Below are 16,206 nucleotides of genomic sequence, written 5' to 3' on the forward strand. Positions count from 1 at the left end.
CTCCCCGGAATAGTGATTCGTGAGCGGGAACCCCGCACCGGTAGCCTTGGCCACGTGATTGACCTTCGCCTGCTCCGTGAGGACCCCGACCGTGTGCGCGCGTCCCAGCGCGCCCGTGGAGAGGACGTCGCGCTCGTCGACTCCCTCCTGTCTGCCGACGAGCGGCGCAGGTCGTCCGGCGTCCGCTTCGACGAGCTGCGCGCCGAGCAGAAGTCGCTCGGCAAGCTCATCCCCAAGGCCACCAGCGACGAGAAGGCCGAGCTGCTCAAGCGCGCCGAGCAGCTGAAGGCCGACGTCAAGGCCGCCGAAGCCGAGCGCGACGCGGCCGACGCCGAGACCCAGCAGCTGCTGCTCCGGCTCGGCAACCTCGTCCACCCCGACGTGCCCGTCGGCGGCGAGGAGGACTTCGTCACGCTGGAGACGCACGGCACGATCCGCGACTTCGGCGCCGAGGGCTTCGAGCCCAAGGACCACCTGGAGCTGGGCCAGCTGCTCGGCGCGATCGACGTCGAGCGCGGCGCCAAGGTCTCCGGCTCCCGCTTCTACTTCCTCACCGGCGTCGGCGCCCTGCTGGAGCTGGCCCTGGTGAACGCGGCGCTCGCGCAGGCGACGGCGGCCGGCTTCACGCCGATGCTGACCCCGGCGCTGGTCCGCCCGCAGTCCATGGCCGGCACCGGCTTCCTCGGCCAGGCCGCGCAGGACGTCTACCACCTCGACAAGGACGACCTCTACCTGGTCGGCACGTCCGAGGTGCCGCTGGCGGCCTACCACATGGACGAGATCATCGACGCGGACAAGCTGCCGCTGCGTTACGCGGGCTTCTCCCCCTGCTTCCGCCGCGAGGCCGGTTCGCACGGCAAGGACACCCGGGGCATCTTCCGCGTGCACCAGTTCGACAAGGTCGAGATGTTCACGTACGTCACTCCCGAGGACTCGCAGGAGGAGCACAAGCGCCTGCTGGAGTGGGAGAAGCAGTGGCTGACCTCGCTGGAGCTGCCGTTCCGCGTCATCGACGTCGCCTCCGCCGACCTCGGCGCCTCGGCCTCCCGTAAGTACGACTGCGAGGCGTGGATCCCGACCCAGGGCAAGTACCGCGAGCTGACCTCGACCTCGGACTGCACCGAGTTCCAGTCCCGCCGCCTGTCGATCCGCGTCCGCGACGGCAAGCAGGTCCGCCCGCTGGCCACGCTCAACGGCACGCTGTGCGCCGTACCGCGCACCATCGTGGCGATCCTGGAGAACCACCAGCAGGCCGACGGCTCGGTCCGCGTGCCCGAGGTCCTGCGGCCGTACCTGGGCGGCCGGGAGGTCCTGGAGCCGGTCGCCAAGTGAGCCACGAGTCTCCCTCCGGAGGGTCTGCCTCCGGAGGGTTCCCGTACCGGCTGATCGCGACCGACCTCGATGGAACGCTCCTGCGCTCCGACGAGTCGGTCTCGCAGCGCACGCGTGAGGCGCTCGCCGCGGCCACCGCGGCGGGCGCGGCCCACATCGTGGTCACGGGCCGCGCGGTCCCCTGGACCCGGCACATCCTCGACGCCCTCGGCTACGAGGGCCTCGCCGTCTGCGGCCAGGGCGCGCAGGTCTACGACGCCGGGGCGCACCGCCTGCTCACGTCGGTCACCCTGGACCGGCAGCTGGCGGGCGTGGCGCTGGCCAAGATCGAGGCCGAGGTGGGCCCGCTGTACCTGGCGGCGAGCCGCAGCGGCCTCGACGGCGAGGTGCTGGTGGGGCCGGGCTACGCGGTCACGGGCAGCCTCCCCGCGGTCCCCTTCACGGACGCGTCCGACCTCTGGACCGCCCCGCTGAACAAGATCTACATCCAGCATCCGACGCTGGGCGACGACGAGCTGGCCGAGGCGGCCCGCCACGCGGCCGGCGGCTTCGTCACCGTGGCCCTGGCGGGCGCGGGCATCGTGGAACTGCTTCCCCTGGGCCTGTCCAAGGCCACGGGCCTGTCTCTCGCGGCCCGCCGCCTGGGGCTGAAGGCGGCTGACACGATGGCCTTCGGTGACATGCCCAACGACATCCCGATGTTCGCCTGGGCGTCCCACAGCGTGGCCATGGCCAACGCCCACGAGGAACTGAAGGCGGTGGCCGACGAGGTGACGGCCTCCAACGAGGAGGACGGCATCGCGGTGGTGCTGGAACGGTTGCTGGGCTGAGCTTCTCAGCCTCTTCTGCTTCTTCTGCTTCTTCTGCTTCTTCTGCGGAGGATGCACGGATCGAACGTGCGCGGGGTTACCCCCGACCGCGACCTGCTTCTGATTGAACACAGCGCAAGCCGGTGCCTTACCACTCGGCCAATCCTCCGGGTGGGCGGTCCACGCGAGAGCGACATCGCGTGCTCGAAGCGACCGCCCCGGGCAGTTCCCATGGCTCCACGGAGGGGTAGCGATTACTCCGGAGCCGGCCTCGGGCTGCCCTGCCGGGAGCCGGGCGTACTGCCGTGCATGGACATCGCCCGCCTCCTCTCCCAGAACGCGGCGCCGGGACGTTCCCGGCGGAAGGGGCACAACCACTGTGCCCCACCGCCGAGTTGGACACCACCGAATTAACCGCCGGCCGGCCTACTCCTCGCCCGCCAGCGTCAGCGCCCGCAGCTTCTGGCCCGCGTACCAGGTGGCCAGGACGGTGACCGTCACCAGCAGCACGGTCGCCGTCGGCAGGCTGACGTCCGAGGTGATCAGCTCGCCGCCGGTGACCTTGTGGGCGACGGCCAGCGCCCACTGCTGGACGCTCAGCGTGCGCGCGCCCGAGACGAGGGAGCCGAACAGCGCCTCCCACACGAGCGCGTAGACCAGCCCGAAGACCACCGCGTGCCGCGACACCGTGCCGAGGAGCAGGAAGAGCGCCGCGTAGGCGATGGAGGCGACCAGGGCCGCGACCGTGTAGGCGACGGCGACCTGCTGGCCGTTGCCGTTGAGGATCAAGCCCGCTATCAGTGTCGGCACCGCGGAGAACACCATGGTCACCGCGACGGCCACGATCAGCTTGGTGAAGATGATCGCGGGGCGCTTGATCGGCTTGGACAGCAGATACACCACGGAGCCGTCGTCGATCTCCGGGCCGATCGCGCCGGTGCCCGCGATGACGCCGATGATCGGCACCATCGTGGCGAGGGCCAGGCCGCCGAGCAGGTCGGCCGCCGTCTGGTCGTCGGCGCCGGCCAGCGCGCGCACGACCGCGGAGATCACGATCAGTAGCAGCGGCAGCGCGCCGAGGATGAGGGCCCGGCGACGGCCGAGCAGGGCCCGGTAGGTGAGCCGGGCGACGGTGGGGTCGTACATCTTCGGCCTCCTACGCCGCGACCAGGTACGAGAAGACGGACTCGAGGGACTCGTCGGACGGCGAGACCGTGAGCAGGCGGATGCCGTGGTCCCTGGCGACTCTCGGCAGCAGCGCGGTGAAGCGGCCGAAGTCGACGGCCTGGATACGCAGCGCACCCTCGGCGAGGTCGACCTCGATGCCGGACGTCGACGGGTCCGCGATCAGCGCCGCCGCGAGGGCCCGGTCGTCGCTGGAGCGCACCAGGTAGCGGTGCGGGCGGTCGGTCATCAGGCGGCGGATCCTGCGGAAGTCGCCGCTGGCCGCGTGCCGCCCGGCGACGACGACCTCGATGTGCCGGGCGAGCTGCTCGACCTCTTCGAGGATGTGCGAGGAGAACAGCACCGTGCGGCCCTCGTCACCCATCCGCCTGAGCAGCTCCATGAGTTGCATGCGCTGGCGCGGGTCCATGCCGTTGAAGGGCTCGTCGAGCAGCAGCAGTGACGGGTCGTGCACCAGCGCGCTCGCCATCTTCACGCGCTGCCGCATGCCCTTGGAGTACGTGGAGATCTTCCGGTCCTGCGCGTACTCCATCTCGACCGTGGCGAGGGCCCGCCCGGCCGCCTTGGCGCCCAGGCCGTGCAACTCGGCGTTGGCGACGACGAATTCGCGGCCGGTGAGGAAGTCGTACATCGCCTCCCGCTCGGGGACGATGCCGATGTGCCGGTAGATCTCCTCGTTGCGCCACACCGGCTGCCCGTCGAGGGTGACCGTGCCGGTGGAGGGGGCGAGGAAGCCGCCCATCATGTTGATGAGCGTGGACTTGCCGGCGCCGTTGGGCCCGAGCAGGCCGGTGACCCCGGGGCCGATGGTCATGGTGATGTCGTTGACGGCGACGACGTTGCCGAACCAGCGGGAGACGTGGTCGATGCTCAGCGTGGTCACAGGCCCACCTTCTTGTAGCGGCGCACCAGGAGGCCGTAGCTCGCGGCTATCACTCCCAGGGCGACCAGGACGAACACGGCGCCCTGCCCGTGGGAGGGGCTCACCCCGCCGGGGTAGGGGGAGCTGCCGCCCAGGAAGGCGGACTGGATGCCGCCGATCAGCGTGATGGGCGAGAACAGGCCGAGCCACGGAACGGCGTCGCTGTTGCCGTGGGTGTCGGCGATGGCCTGGAGCGTGGAGACGGCGCCGGAGGTGATGGTCAGTACGGCGATCACGGCGGCGATGCCGAAGCCGCGGCGCGGGGTGACGGCCGCGATGACCAGGCCGATGCCGGCGAAGAGCAGCGAGAGAAGGGTCACGCAGACCAGTCCCTGGGCGAATTCCTTGGTCTGATGGGCGAAGCCCATCTTGGACAGCAGCGCGCCCACGTACATCACGAGAAGTGGGGCGCCGGTGAGCACGAACAGGGCCGAGGCCAGCGCCGCGAACTTCGCCTGTACGTAGTCGGCGGTCTCGACCGGCCGCGAGAAGTACAGCGGCACGGTCTTGAAGCGCAGGTCGCGGGAGACGGACTGGGGTGCCTGCGAGGCGACGTACAGGCTGATCACGGCCTGCATGACGATCGCGTAGCGGGTGTAGGACACGGGGAGTTCGTGCGCCTTGGTGGTGACGGCGACGGCCACCATGATGGCGGCGGGCACGCACATCACCGCGAACAGCAGCATCGGCAGCACCTTGGACTTCACCGAGCGGCCGAGGCCGTAGGCGCCGCGCAGGGACTGCGAGTACAGCGAGCGGCGGGCGTAGGCGCGGCCCAGGCGGGGGCCGTCGTAGCCGCGGTAGCCGATGTCGTGGATGCGGGACTGGTCGCCGCTGTGCGTCGCCAGGGGCTGCTCAACCGCCATGGCCGACGGCCTCCTTCCGCTGTTCGTCGCTGTTGGTGAACACCTCGGAGATGTGGTGCCGGCGCTGCTCCATGCGCACCAGGCCGAGGCCGAGGTCGGCGACCACGTCCCGGACGAGGTCGTACGTCTCCTCGCCCGCGGCGCTCAGCAGCAGGATGTGTCCGGCGCCGGGCAGACCGTCGCCGTCCTCCTGGATCTCCACCCCGCGCGCGTGCAGCGCGTCGCGGACCGCGCGGGTGCCGTCGGGGTGGGTGTCGCTGTCGGTGACCTCGATCGCGAGGGTGGTCGTGGTCTGCGTGAAGTCCCTGGTGGAGCTGGAGCGCAGCAGCTTGCCGCCGTCGATGACGACGACATGGTCGCAGGTGCGCTCCAGTTCGCCGAGCAGGTGGGAGGTGACCAGGACCGAGATGCCGAAGTCGGTGTGGATGCGGCGGATCAGGCCGAGCATCTCGTCGCGGCCGACCGGGTCGAGGCCGTTGGTCGGCTCGTCCAGGAAGACCAGTTGCGGGTCGTGCACCAGCGCCTGGGCGAGCTTCACGCGCTGCTTCATGCCGGTGGAGTAGCCGCCGATGGGGCGGTAGCGCTCCTCGTACAGGCCGACATGGCGCAGGGTGTCCGCGGTGCGCTCGCGCGCGGCGGTGGGCGGCAGACCGGACATGCGCGCCATGTGGACGACGAACTCGGTGGCCGAGACGTCGGGCGGCAGGCAGTCGTGCTCCGGCATGTATCCGACGCGCTCGCGGATGGAGCCGCCCTTCGTGGCGACGTCCAGGCCGAGCACCTCGGCGCGGCCCTCCGTGGCGGGGGACAGACCCAGCAGGATCTTGATCAGGGTGGACTTGCCGGCGCCGTTGGCTCCGACGAGTCCGGTCACACCGGGCCCGATGTCCACGGACAGCCGGTCGAGCGCGGTCACCCGGGGGAACCGCTTGCTCAGGCTTTCGGTCGCGATCACAGTCACGCCTTCGACGGTAGTGATCCGAGCCACGCCGGTCGTCAGACCTCAGAGCCGTTTTGGCGTCAGACTCCGGTATTACGGGGCCCTAGGGGTTCCCCTGCCCGAGCACGCCTATTGACGCCGCCTCTAACAACTGTCACATTCACCAGTGTCAAGTTACGGACGCGTACCGCAGTCGACGGGACGAGTCGGCGGCACGACGGGACGGGGCGGCATGACGACGGCAGTGAGCAGTGAACCCTCCGTTGAACTTCAGGGGTTCAGGCGCGTGCAGCGCCTGGCCTACGAGTGCGCGGAGGCGATCGCGGCGCGCCTTGAGCCGGGCGTGACCGAGCGCGAGGCGGCTCGGATGCAGCGGCAGTGGCTGCGCGAGCGAGGGGTGCGGGACTGGTTCCACCTGCCCTTCGCCTGGTTCGGGGACCGCACGGCGTTCGTGAACTTCCGCGTCCCGCTGCAGTTCTTCCCGACCGACCGCAGACTGGAGCCCGGGATGCCGTTCATCCTGGACATGGCTCCGGTCTACGAGGGATACACCGCGGACATCGGCTACTCGGGCTCGCTCGGCGCGAACCCGGTACAGGACCGGCTGATGGCCGACCTGGAGGCGCACCGCGAGCTGATCCTGCGCGAGGTGCGCGAGCGGCGCTCGCTGCGCGAGATCTACGAGGACGTGGAACGCCTCATGGCCCGCCAGGGCTACGCCAACCGGCACCGGGCGTACCCGTTCGGTGTGATCGCCCACAAGGTGGACCGGGTGAAGCCGCGCCGCTTCTCGCCCCACCTGTTCGGGTTCGGCACCCAGTCCCTGAAGGGACTGGCCAGCGACGCGCTGCACGGCCACCGCGAGGGCTGGTCGCCGCTGTGGTCGCCGTACCGCTTCTCGGACCACCCGCCGCAGCCGGGCCTGTGGGCGGTGGAACCGCACCTCGGCTTCAGGGGTACGGGCGCGAAGTTCGAGGAGATCCTGGTGGTCACCGACTCCCGGGACCCCGAGGAGAGCGCGTTCTGGCTGGACGACGAACTGCCGCACGTGCGGCGCTGGGCGGAGGAGAAGTGACGGCACTTTCGATGCTGAAGGGTGCGCGCGAGCGCTGGGTGAGGACCGGCGGCGTCGAGCTGTGCGTGGCCGAGCTGGGCGACCCGGAGCAGCCGACGGTCGTGCTGGTGCACGGCTACCCGGACAGCAAGGAGGTCTGGTCGGAGGTCGCGAACCGCCTGGCCGGCCGCTACCACGTCGTGCTCTACGACGTCCGGGGCCACGGCCGCTCCACGGCGCCGCAGCCGCTGCGCGGCGGCTTCACGCTGGCCAAGCTCACCGACGACTTCCTGGCCGTCCTTGACGAGGTCAGCCCGGACCGGCCGGTGCACCTGGTGGGACACGACTGGGGCTCGGTGCAGTCCTGGGAGTTCGTCACGGTCGGCCGCACCGAGGGCCGTATCGCCTCCTTCACCTCGATCTCCGGGCCGTCCCTGGACCACTTCGGGCACTGGATCAACGCGCGCGTGAAGCGTCCGACGCCCCGCCGGGTGGGCCAGCTCCTCGGCCAGGGCGCCAAGTCCTGGTACGTCTACCTGCTGCACACGCCCGCCCTGCCTGAACTGGCCTGGCGCGGCCCGCTCGGCAAGCGCTGGCCGAAGATCCTCCAGCGGGTCGAGAAGGTCCCCGGCGGCGACTACCCGACCGCCTCCCTGCCTTCCGACGCCGCGCACGGCGCCTGGCTGTACCGGGACAACGTCCGCGCCCGCCTGCTCCGGCCGCGCCCGGACGCGTACGCGCACGCGCCCGTGCAGCTCATCACACCCCAGGGGGACGCGTTCCTCTCGGAGCGCCTCTACGACGACCTGGGGCAGTGGGTGCCGCAGCTGACCCGCCGCACGCTCCCGGCCAAGCACTGGGTCCCGCGCACGCGCCCCGACCAACTGGCCGCCTGGATCGCCGAGTTCATCGCCTCGGGGGACGGCGACCGCCCCGAGCCGCAGGCCACCGGCCGCCATGTCCAGCGCTTCGGCGGGCAGTTGGTGCTGGTCACCGGCGCGGGCAGCGGTATCGGCCGGGCGACGGCGTTCGCGTTCGCCGAGGCCGGCGCGCGCGTGGTCGCCGTCGACCGGGACGCGGAGAGCGCGGCCCGCACCGCCGAGCTGTCCCGGCTGATCGGCGCCCCCGAGGCCTGGGCGGAGACGGCGGACGTCGCCGACGAGCAGACCATGGAGAAGCTCGCCGAGAAGGTGCACCGCGAGTACGGCGTACTGGACGTGCTGGTCAACAACGCGGGCATCGGTCTGTCGGGCTCCTTCTTCGCCACCACGACCGACGACTGGCGCAAGGTCCTCGACGTGAACCTGTGGGGCGTGATCCACGGCTGCCGGCTCTTCGGCGCGAAGATGGCCGAGCGCGGCCAGGGCGGCCACATCGTCAACATCGCGTCCGCGGCGGCCTATCAGCCCTCCCGCGCCCTGCCCGCCTACAGCACCTCCAAGGCGGCCGTGCTGATGCTCTCCGAGTGCCTGCGCGCCGAACTCTCCGGCCAGGACATCGGGGTGAGCGCGATCTGCCCCGGCTTCGTCAACACGAACATCACCTCCACGGCCCGCTTCGCCGGTGTCGACGCGGCCGAGGAGCGCCGCCGCCAGAAGAACTCGGCGCGCCTGTACGGGATGCGCAACTACCCGCCGGAGAAGGTGGCGGAGGCCATCCTGGACGCGGTCACCCGGAACAGGGCGGTGGTCCCGGTGACCCCGGAGGCCAAGGGCGCGCACCTGCTGTCGCGGTACATGCCGGGAGCGCTGCGACGGCTGGCGAGGGTCGAGCCGAAGTTGTGAGCAACAGGCCCGGTCACCACCGGAGGAACCGCCCATGACCGACCTCCCGCCAGGCCGGACCTATCGCATCGAGGATCTCGCCCACGACACCGGCGCGACCGTGCGTACGATCCGCGCCTATCAGGACCGGGGCCTGCTCCCCCGCCCGGAGCGCCGGGGGCGTGCCAACCTCTACTCCGAGGCGCACGTCACCCGGCTGCACCAGATCGCCCAGCTCCTCGACCGCGGCTACACGCTGGCCTCGATCAAGGAACTCCTGGACGCCTGGGACAGCGGGCGCGGCCTGGGCGGGGTCCTCGGCCTGGTCACGGAGGTGGAGGGGCCCTGGACGGACGAGGAACCGGCCCGCATCACCCGCGTCGAGCTGGACGCCCGCTTCGGCGGCACCGCGGACGACGACGCCGTGGCCGAGGCGGTCGACCTCGGCGTCCTGGAGCGGGTCGACGGCGCCTCCGGCGTCTTCCTCGTCCCGAGCCCCCAAGAGCTGTCCGTTGCCGTCGAGTTGCACGCGGCCGGTGTTCCGCTGTCCGCGATCTCGGGCCACCTACGGGAGTTGAGGGGTCAGGTGGAGCACATAGCCGCCCGTTTCCTTGAGTTCACCACCGAGCACGTCTTCGCCCGCTACCTGGACGACTCGGGCCACCGTACGGACGCGGACGCGGCGGAAGCGGCCTCGCTCGTACGACGCCTGCGCCCCCTCGCCCAGCAGACCGTGGACGCCGAACTTGCCCGCGCCATGCGCCTGTTCGCCGCCCGCCACCTCCGGACACACCTCGGCGCCACGCAACCGGCCGAACCCGCCTCCGGCACCCGCCCGGTCGCCCTCCCCGCAGAGACGATCGATGCCGTGGAAAAGCTGGTTGGTCACGAACAGACATCGACATTCATTGCACTGGCAGCCGAACGCGAGGTGAAGGCACGGGCGTTGGATACCCTCGCCTCATCTTCCCCAGCTCCCAACAAACTTAGCGAATCACCCTAAACAGCCTGCCAGTTATCCACACCTTCGCCAATTCCCCTGTGGATAACCACACTTGGTTGTGGATCAAACCTTCGGGCAAAAACAACCTGCGTGATCCGCGTCTCTCCCGCACGCTGGACGCATGGACGAAAGACGCACCGTGAAGGTGTCGAAGTACCTCTCGAAACACCTGCGCCACCAGCCCGAGCGGATCGGGCTCGTCCTCGACGAGGGCGGCTGGATCGAGATCGACGCGCTGATCGCGGCAGCCGCCGCCCACGGCTTCCGGTTCACCCGCGCGGAACTCGACCAGGTGGTGGCCGACAACGACAAGCAGCGCTTCGCGATCGAGGGGACGAGAATCCGCGCCAGCCAGGGCCACAGCATCGAGGTCGATCTCGGGCTGCCCCCGGCGACCCCGCCGCCGTACCTCTACCACGGCACCGTCGCCCGCAACCTGGACGCGATCCGGACAGCGGGCCTCAGGCCGATGAGCAGGCACGACGTCCACCTCTCGACAGACCGCGAGACCGCCACCCGGGTCGGCGCCCGGCGCGGTCGCCCCGTCGTCCTCACCGTCGACGCCGGCGCCATGCACCGCGACGGCCACGTCTTCCACGTCAGCGCGAACGGAGTGTGGCTGACCGAGGCCGTACCCCCGCAGTACCTGCGCTTCCCCGGCCCGCGCTGACCAGCCACCGGGTGCTGGGCAGGTGCTCGGGCGGCTCCACGGGCGTCGGCGTCACCACCGACCCGGACGGTTCGCTGCCGCACGAGACGTATGTCGAGCTGCTCACTCCGTGGCTGAGCAGCCGCGTACGGTGACCGCTTTCGGCCGTTGTCGGAGGTCCCCGTACTCTCGGACGCATGAGTCTGCCGAGTCTGCGTCTGAGCACCGTGATCCTCCCGTACCGCCGCTGGAGCGAGGGCGGCCGTTCGGCCTGGGTGCGGGCCGAGCAGCTCGGCTTCCACACCGCGTACACCTACGACCACCTGTCCTGGCGGAGCTTTCGCGACGGCCCCTGGTTCGGCGCCGTACCGACGCTGACCGCCGCCGCCGCCGTCACCGACCGGCTCCGCCTCGGCACACTGGTCACCTCGCCGAACTTCCGGCACCCGGTCACCCTCGCCAAGGAGCTGATCTCCCTCGACGACATCTCCGGTGGCCGGATCACCCTCGGCATCGGCGCGGGCGGCACGGGCTTCGACGCCACGGCGCTGGGGCAGGAGCCGTGGACCCCGCGCGAGCGCGCCGACCGCTTGGCCGAGTTCGTGCCGCTGCTGGACCGGCTGCTCACCGAGGACGCGGTGACGTACGACGGCCGGTTCTACTCGGCGCACGAGGCGCGGAACATTCCGGGCTGCGTGCAGCGCCCCCGGCTGCCGTTCGCGGTGGCGGCCACCGGCCCGCGCGGACTCAAGCTCGCCGCGCGCCACGGCCAGGCGTGGGTGACCACCGGCGACCCGAAGCTGTACGAGAACGGCACCCCTGAGCAGTCCGTGGCGGCCCTCGCCGCCCAGACGGGCAAGCTGGCCGAGGCGTGCGCCGAGGCCGGGCGGGACGTGGCCGAGCTGGACAAGGTCCTGCTCACCGGCTTCACCCCGGACCGCGGCCGGCCGCTCGAGTCCCTGGACGCCTTCGTGGACTTCGCCGGCCGGCACCGGGAGCTGGGCTTCACCGAGATCGTGATCCACTGGCCCATCCCGGACTCCGACTTCGCCGCGGACGAGAAGGTCTTCGAGCGGATCGCCATGGAGGCGCTCGCCCAGCTGGACTGACGCACGGGGCAGGGGGTCGGCTATGTCTGCCGGCGGTGTCTCATCTGTCGTCTGTGTCTCATCTGTGCGAAGTACCGCACGTACGTGCTGGCATATGCATGAGAATGGTCCGGTGACCTCAGCGACTCGACAGCCCGGGACCCCGGCCGCGGCCCTTCCGCCGCGGCTGATCGCCACCGATCTCGACGGCACTCTGCTGCGCGACGACAAGTCGGTCTCCCCGAGGACGATCGCGGCGCTGGCTGCCGCCGAGGAGGCGGGCATCGAGGTCTTCTTCGTCACCGGCCGCCCGGCCCGCTGGATGAACGTCGTCAGCGACCACGTCCACGGCCACGGCCTGGCGATCTGCGGCAACGGCGCCGCCGTGGTCGACCTGCACGGCGGCCCCGGCGCCCACCGGTTCGTGAAGGTGCGCGAACTGGCCCGGCAGAACGCACTGGACGCCGTGCGGCTGCTGCGCGCGGCGGCACCCGGCACGGTGTTCGCGGTCGAGCAGACGTTCGGCTTCCACCAGGAACCGGACTATCCCAAGCTGCACATGGAGATACCCGACCACCTCCGGCCCGCCGAGGAACTGCTCGCGGCCGACGGTCCGAACGCCGACCAGCCCGTGCTGAAGATCCTCGCCTACCACCCCGTTCTCGACCCCGACGCGTTCCTCGCCCTGGCCCGCGTCGCCGTCGACGGCCACGCCAACGTCACCCGCTCCAGCCCCAGCGCCCTGCTGGAACTCAGCGGCCCAGGCGTCTCCAAGGCCAGCACCCTCGCCCTGTGCTGCGCCGAGCGCGGCATCGCGCCGGAGGAGGTCGTCGCCTTCGGCGACATGCCCAACGACGTCGAGATGCTGACCTGGGCCGGTCAGTCGTACGCCATGGGCAACGCCCACCCGGACGTCGTCGCCGCCGCGTCGGGCCGTACCGTCGCCAACAACGAGGACGGCGTGGCGGTCGTGATCGAGCGGGTGCTCGCGGAACGGGTCTGACACCGCGGCATTCATCCCTGCGCCAGGGGTGCCTCCTGGCTCAGGCCCGCTCCGCCTCCACCAGCTGCTCGGTCTCCGCTTCCCACTCCCGCCGCGCCAGCGTGCGCAGCGGTCCGTCCACCGCGACCAGTTCCGCGTACGGCCCCCGCTGCACCACCCGGCCCGCGTCGAGCACGATCACCTCGTCCACGGCTTCGAGCCCCGCGAGCCGGTGGGTGATGAGCAACGTCGTACGGCCCTCGGTGGCGGCCAGCAGATCGGCGGTGAGCGCGTCGGCGGTCGGCAGGTCCAGATGCTCGGCGGGCTCGTCCAGGACCAGGACGGGGAAGTCGGCGAGGAGCGCGCGGGCCAGCGCGAGCCGCTGCCGCTGGCCGCCGGACAGCCGCGCCCCGTGCTCGCCGACGAGCGTGTCCAGGCCGTCGGGCAGCCCGTCCACCCAGTCCAGCAGCCGGGCCCGGGACAGCACACGCCGCAGATCGGCCTCGTCGGCGTCCTTCCTGGCCAGCAGCAGGTTCTCGCGCACCGAGCTGTCGAAGAGGTGCGCGTCCTGGGCGCACAGGCCCACGAGCCTGCGTACGTCGTCACCGGCCAGTGCGTACGCGTCCACACCGGCAAGGGTGTACGAGCCCTGCTCCGGGTCGAGGAACCGCAGCAGCACCTGGGCGAGGGTCGTCTTGCCGGAGCCGGACGGCCCGACCACGGCGATACGGCGGCCCTGCTCCAGGGTGAGGTCGAGCCCGGAGAGCGCGTCCCGGTGCTGCCCGGTGTGCCGCGCGTCCAGCCCCTTGAGGACGACCGGGAACGGCGCGGCGGGAGCCTGCCGGGGTTGCTCCGGCTCGCGTACGGGCTCGGGGGCGTCCAGGACCTCGTACACGCGCTCGGCGCTGCGGCGCACCCGCTGCCGGTGGCGCACGGCGAGCGGCAGCCCGAGGACGGCCTCGAAGGCGGCCAGCGGGGTGAGGACGACCACGGCCATCGCCACTCCGCTGAGCCGGCCCGTGGCCACCGCCTGGGCACCGAGCAGCGCGGTGGCCGTGACGGTCAGGCCGGAGATCAGCGAGGTGAGCCCGTCACCGAGCGCGGTGACGGCGGCGGCGCGCGAGGCGATCCGGGTGAGGGTGCCGTCGGCCTGCCGGGCCGCGGCCGTACGGGCGGGCAGCGCACCGGCGACGGTCAACTCGGCGGTGCCGGTGAGCAGGTCGGCCACGCGGGTCGCGAGCACCCCGCGGGCGGGCGCCAGCCGCCGCTCGGTCCGCCGGGCCACGGTCGCGGTGAGCACAGGGACACCGGCCCCGGCTGCGAGCAGGCCCGCCGCGAGCGCGGCCCCGGCCTCGGGCAGCAGCCAGGCCGTGAAGCCGACGGAGGCGGCGGAGACGACCAGGGCGGCTCCGGCGGGCAGCAGCCAGCGCAGCCAGTAGTCCTGAAGCGCGTCCACGTCGGCGACCAGCCGGGTGAGCAGGTCACCGCGGCGGGTGGTCCGCAGCCCGGCGGGCGCGAGCCGCTCCAGCCGCCGGTACACGGCGACCCGCGTGTCGGCCAGCATCCGCAGTACGGCGTCGTGCGACACCAGCCGCTCGGCGTACCGGAAGACGGCCCGCCCGATCCCAAAAGCCCGCGTCGCCGTCACGGCCACCATCAGGTACAGCACCGGCGGCTCCTGCGAGGCCCGCGAGATGAGCCACCCGGAGGTCCCCATGAGCCCAACGGCACACCCCAACGCCAGACTTCCCAGCAACAAGGCAAGCGTCAGCCGCCCACGCCGGGCCCCGGCCATACCCCGAACCCGCGCAAGCACACCCCGACGGGCGACGAGAGGCTGTGCAGCAGAGTCACTTTCCAGCGGACTGCCTTCCGGGCCACTCTCCAGCGAACCGATCGCCGCCCCGCCCATCGGGCCACTTTCCAACGAGCCGAGTCGGGTGGTGGGAGGCCGGGCACCAACCCGCTGCACCAGAGGCCCGGCACCGTCCAGCCGCACCACCCGGTCCGCGACCTCCAACAGGGCCGGCCGGTGCACAACAAGCAGCACCGTGCGGCCCACAGCCAGCCTCCGCACCGCCGCCACGACCTCGGCCTCCGTCACCCCGTCCAGCGCAGCCGTCGGCTCGTCCAACAGCAGCACGGGGCGGTCGGCAAGAAACGCCCGCGCCAGCGCAAGCCGCTGCCGCTGACCGGCGGAGAGACCGGCCCCGTCCTCCCCGAGCACCGTCCCGGCACCTTGGGGCAGCGCGTCCACGAACTCCAGCGCGCCCGCATCCCGCAGCGCCCGCCGTACGGCGTCGTCATCCGCGTCGGGCCGGGCCAGCCGTACGTTCTCCGCGATGGTCCCGGCGTACAGATGCGGACGCTGCGGCACCCAGGCGATCCGCGACCGCCACTGCTCGAGGTCGAGCCCGGCGAGATCGGCTCCCCCGACCCGCACCCGGCCCGCCACGGGCTCCACGAACCCGAGCAGCACATGCAACAGCGTGGACTTGCCCACCCCGCTGGGCCCTACCAGCGCGACGGTCTCACCGGGCGCGACACTGAAGGACACCTCGGTCACGGCGTCCGCCGAACGGCCGGGGTAGCGAACGGTGACCCCTTCGAAAGCCACCGCACCCTCGGGCACCGCCCCGGCCCCGGACGGCGGCACCGGCGTCTCCAGCACACCGAAGATCTCCCCGGCGGCGGCAAGCCCCTCCGCCGCCGCATGGAACTGCGCACCCACCTGCCGCAGCGGCAGATACGCCTCGGGCGCCAGCACCAGGACGACCAGGCCGACGTACAGGTCCATGTCGCCGTGCACGAGCCGCATGCCGATCGTCACGGCGACGAGCGCGACCGACAGCGTGGCGAGCAACTCCAGGGCGAAGGAGGAGAGGAAGGCGATCCGCAGGGTCCGCATGGTGGCCTGCCGGTACTCGCCGGTGATCCGGCGGATGGACTCCGCCTGCGCCTTGGCGCGGCCGAACACCTTCAGCGTGGGGAGCCCGGCGACGACGTCCAGGAAGTGGCCGGACAGCCGTGACAGCAGCAGCCACTGACGGTCCGTCCGGGACTGGGTGGCCCAGCCGATGAGCACCATGAACAGGGGAATCAGCGGCAGCGTGCCGACGATGATCGCCGCCGACACCCAGTCCTCGGTGACGATCCGGGCCAGTACCGCCACCGGAACGACCACTGCGAGCCCCAACTGCGGGAGATAGCGCGAGAAGTAGTCGTCGAGGGCGTCGACCCCGCGCGTGGCCAGGGTGATCAGCGAGCCCGTCCGCTGGCCACTCAGCCACCCGGGACCGAGTGCCGCCGCCCGGTCGAGCAGCCGGCCGCGCAGTTCGGACTTCACCGCCGCGCTCGCCCGGTGCGCGGCGAGTTCGGTGAGCCAGGAGACCAGCGCCCGCCCGGCCGCGACCGCTGCCAACAGCAGCAGGGGACTGCGGAGTTCGCCGGCCGAACGGCCGTGCTGGAAGGCGCCGACCACCACCTCGGCGATGAGCATCGCCTGTCCGACGACCAGTCCGGCACCGACCGCGCCCAGGGCGACGACCGCCACCAGGAAGAGCCGGGTGGACCGGGCGTAGCGGAGCAGACGCGGATCGATTGGTTTCACGTG

The 16,206-nt window shown here is 71.6% G+C and carries 14 protein-coding genes and 1 tRNA gene; 9 read left to right on the forward strand and 6 right to left on the reverse strand.

The window, feature by feature from the left end; genetic code table 11:
- Positions 1-54 precede the first annotated feature (54 nt).
- Positions 55-1,332 (forward strand): serine--tRNA ligase, encoded by a 1,278-nt coding sequence (gene serS / locus ACWD35_RS05605; RefSeq protein ID WP_451349853.1) that lies wholly within the window; start codon positions 55-57, stop codon positions 1,330-1,332.
- Complete coding sequence (locus ACWD35_RS05610) at positions 1,329-2,162, forward strand: HAD family hydrolase (protein WP_451349854.1); 834 nt, start codon at positions 1,329-1,331, stop codon at positions 2,160-2,162. Before serS ends, ACWD35_RS05610 begins: the two co-directional genes overlap by 4 nt.
- Positions 2,163-2,207: 45 nt before the next feature.
- Here ACWD35_RS05610 and ACWD35_RS05615 read toward each other — a convergent pair.
- From ACWD35_RS05615 to ACWD35_RS05635, 5 genes are all read right to left on the reverse strand, one after another.
- Positions 2,208-2,310, reverse strand: a tRNA-OTHER gene (locus ACWD35_RS05615).
- 257 nt (positions 2,311-2,567) lie between these two features.
- Positions 2,568-3,287 carry an ABC transporter permease subunit gene (locus ACWD35_RS05620; protein WP_451349855.1) on the reverse strand — a complete coding sequence of 240 codons (720 nt, stop codon included), beginning with the start codon at positions 3,285-3,287 and terminating at the stop codon, positions 2,568-2,570.
- Positions 3,288-3,297: 10 nt separating this feature from the next.
- Positions 3,298-4,209 (reverse strand): ABC transporter ATP-binding protein, encoded by a 912-nt coding sequence (locus ACWD35_RS05625; protein ID WP_451349856.1) that lies wholly within the window; start codon positions 4,207-4,209, stop codon positions 3,298-3,300.
- The gene (locus ACWD35_RS05630; protein WP_451349857.1) at positions 4,206-5,114 is read right to left on the reverse strand and encodes an ABC transporter permease; all 909 of its coding nucleotides are present in this window, start codon (positions 5,112-5,114) and stop codon (positions 4,206-4,208) included. Before ACWD35_RS05630 ends, ACWD35_RS05625 begins: the two co-directional genes overlap by 4 nt.
- On the reverse strand, positions 5,104-6,069 hold the full coding sequence (locus ACWD35_RS05635) for an ABC transporter ATP-binding protein (RefSeq protein ID WP_451350065.1): 966 nt from the start codon (positions 6,067-6,069) through the stop codon (positions 5,104-5,106). The genes ACWD35_RS05630 and ACWD35_RS05635 overlap by 11 nt, the downstream gene beginning before the upstream one ends.
- A 217-nt stretch (positions 6,070-6,286) precedes the next feature.
- Between ACWD35_RS05635 and ACWD35_RS05640 the strand changes: the two genes are divergently transcribed.
- The 7 genes from ACWD35_RS05640 to ACWD35_RS05670 all read left to right on the forward strand — a co-directional run bounded on the left by ACWD35_RS05640 (position 6,287) and on the right by ACWD35_RS05670 (position 12,614).
- On the forward strand, positions 6,287-7,129 hold the full coding sequence (locus ACWD35_RS05640) for a M24 family metallopeptidase (protein WP_451349858.1): 843 nt from the start codon (positions 6,287-6,289) through the stop codon (positions 7,127-7,129).
- 11 nt (positions 7,130-7,140) lie between these two features.
- On the forward strand, positions 7,141-8,892 hold the full coding sequence (locus tag ACWD35_RS05645) for an SDR family oxidoreductase (protein WP_451350066.1): 1,752 nt from the start codon (positions 7,141-7,143) through the stop codon (positions 8,890-8,892).
- A gap of 34 nt (positions 8,893-8,926) precedes the next feature.
- Positions 8,927-9,874: a MerR family transcriptional regulator gene (locus ACWD35_RS05650; RefSeq protein ID WP_451349859.1), complete on the forward strand. Its 948-nt coding sequence runs from the start codon at positions 8,927-8,929 to the stop codon at positions 9,872-9,874.
- 121 nt (positions 9,875-9,995) lie between these two features.
- Positions 9,996-10,544 (forward strand): RNA 2'-phosphotransferase, encoded by a 549-nt coding sequence (locus tag ACWD35_RS05655; protein WP_451349860.1) that lies wholly within the window; start codon positions 9,996-9,998, stop codon positions 10,542-10,544.
- A gap of 11 nt (positions 10,545-10,555) precedes the next feature.
- On the forward strand, positions 10,556-10,678 hold the full coding sequence (locus ACWD35_RS05660) for a hypothetical protein (RefSeq protein WP_451349861.1): 123 nt from the start codon (positions 10,556-10,558) through the stop codon (positions 10,676-10,678).
- A gap of 42 nt (positions 10,679-10,720) precedes the next feature.
- Entirely contained in the window at positions 10,721-11,632 is a 912-nt protein-coding gene (locus ACWD35_RS05665; protein ID WP_451349862.1) for an LLM class flavin-dependent oxidoreductase, read from the forward strand.
- Positions 11,633-11,726: 94 nt separating this feature from the next.
- On the forward strand, positions 11,727-12,614 hold the full coding sequence (locus ACWD35_RS05670) for an HAD-IIB family hydrolase (protein ID WP_451349863.1): 888 nt from the start codon (positions 11,727-11,729) through the stop codon (positions 12,612-12,614).
- Positions 12,615-12,654: 40 nt separating this feature from the next.
- On the opposite strand, the gene cydD is transcribed toward ACWD35_RS05670, so the two are convergent.
- On the reverse strand, positions 12,655-16,203 hold the full coding sequence (gene cydD / locus ACWD35_RS05675; protein ID WP_451349864.1) for a thiol reductant ABC exporter subunit CydD: 3,549 nt from the start codon (positions 16,201-16,203) through the stop codon (positions 12,655-12,657).
- Positions 16,204-16,206: the final 3 nt, after the last annotated feature.

The organism is Streptomyces sp. NPDC002671 (assembly GCF_053592475.1).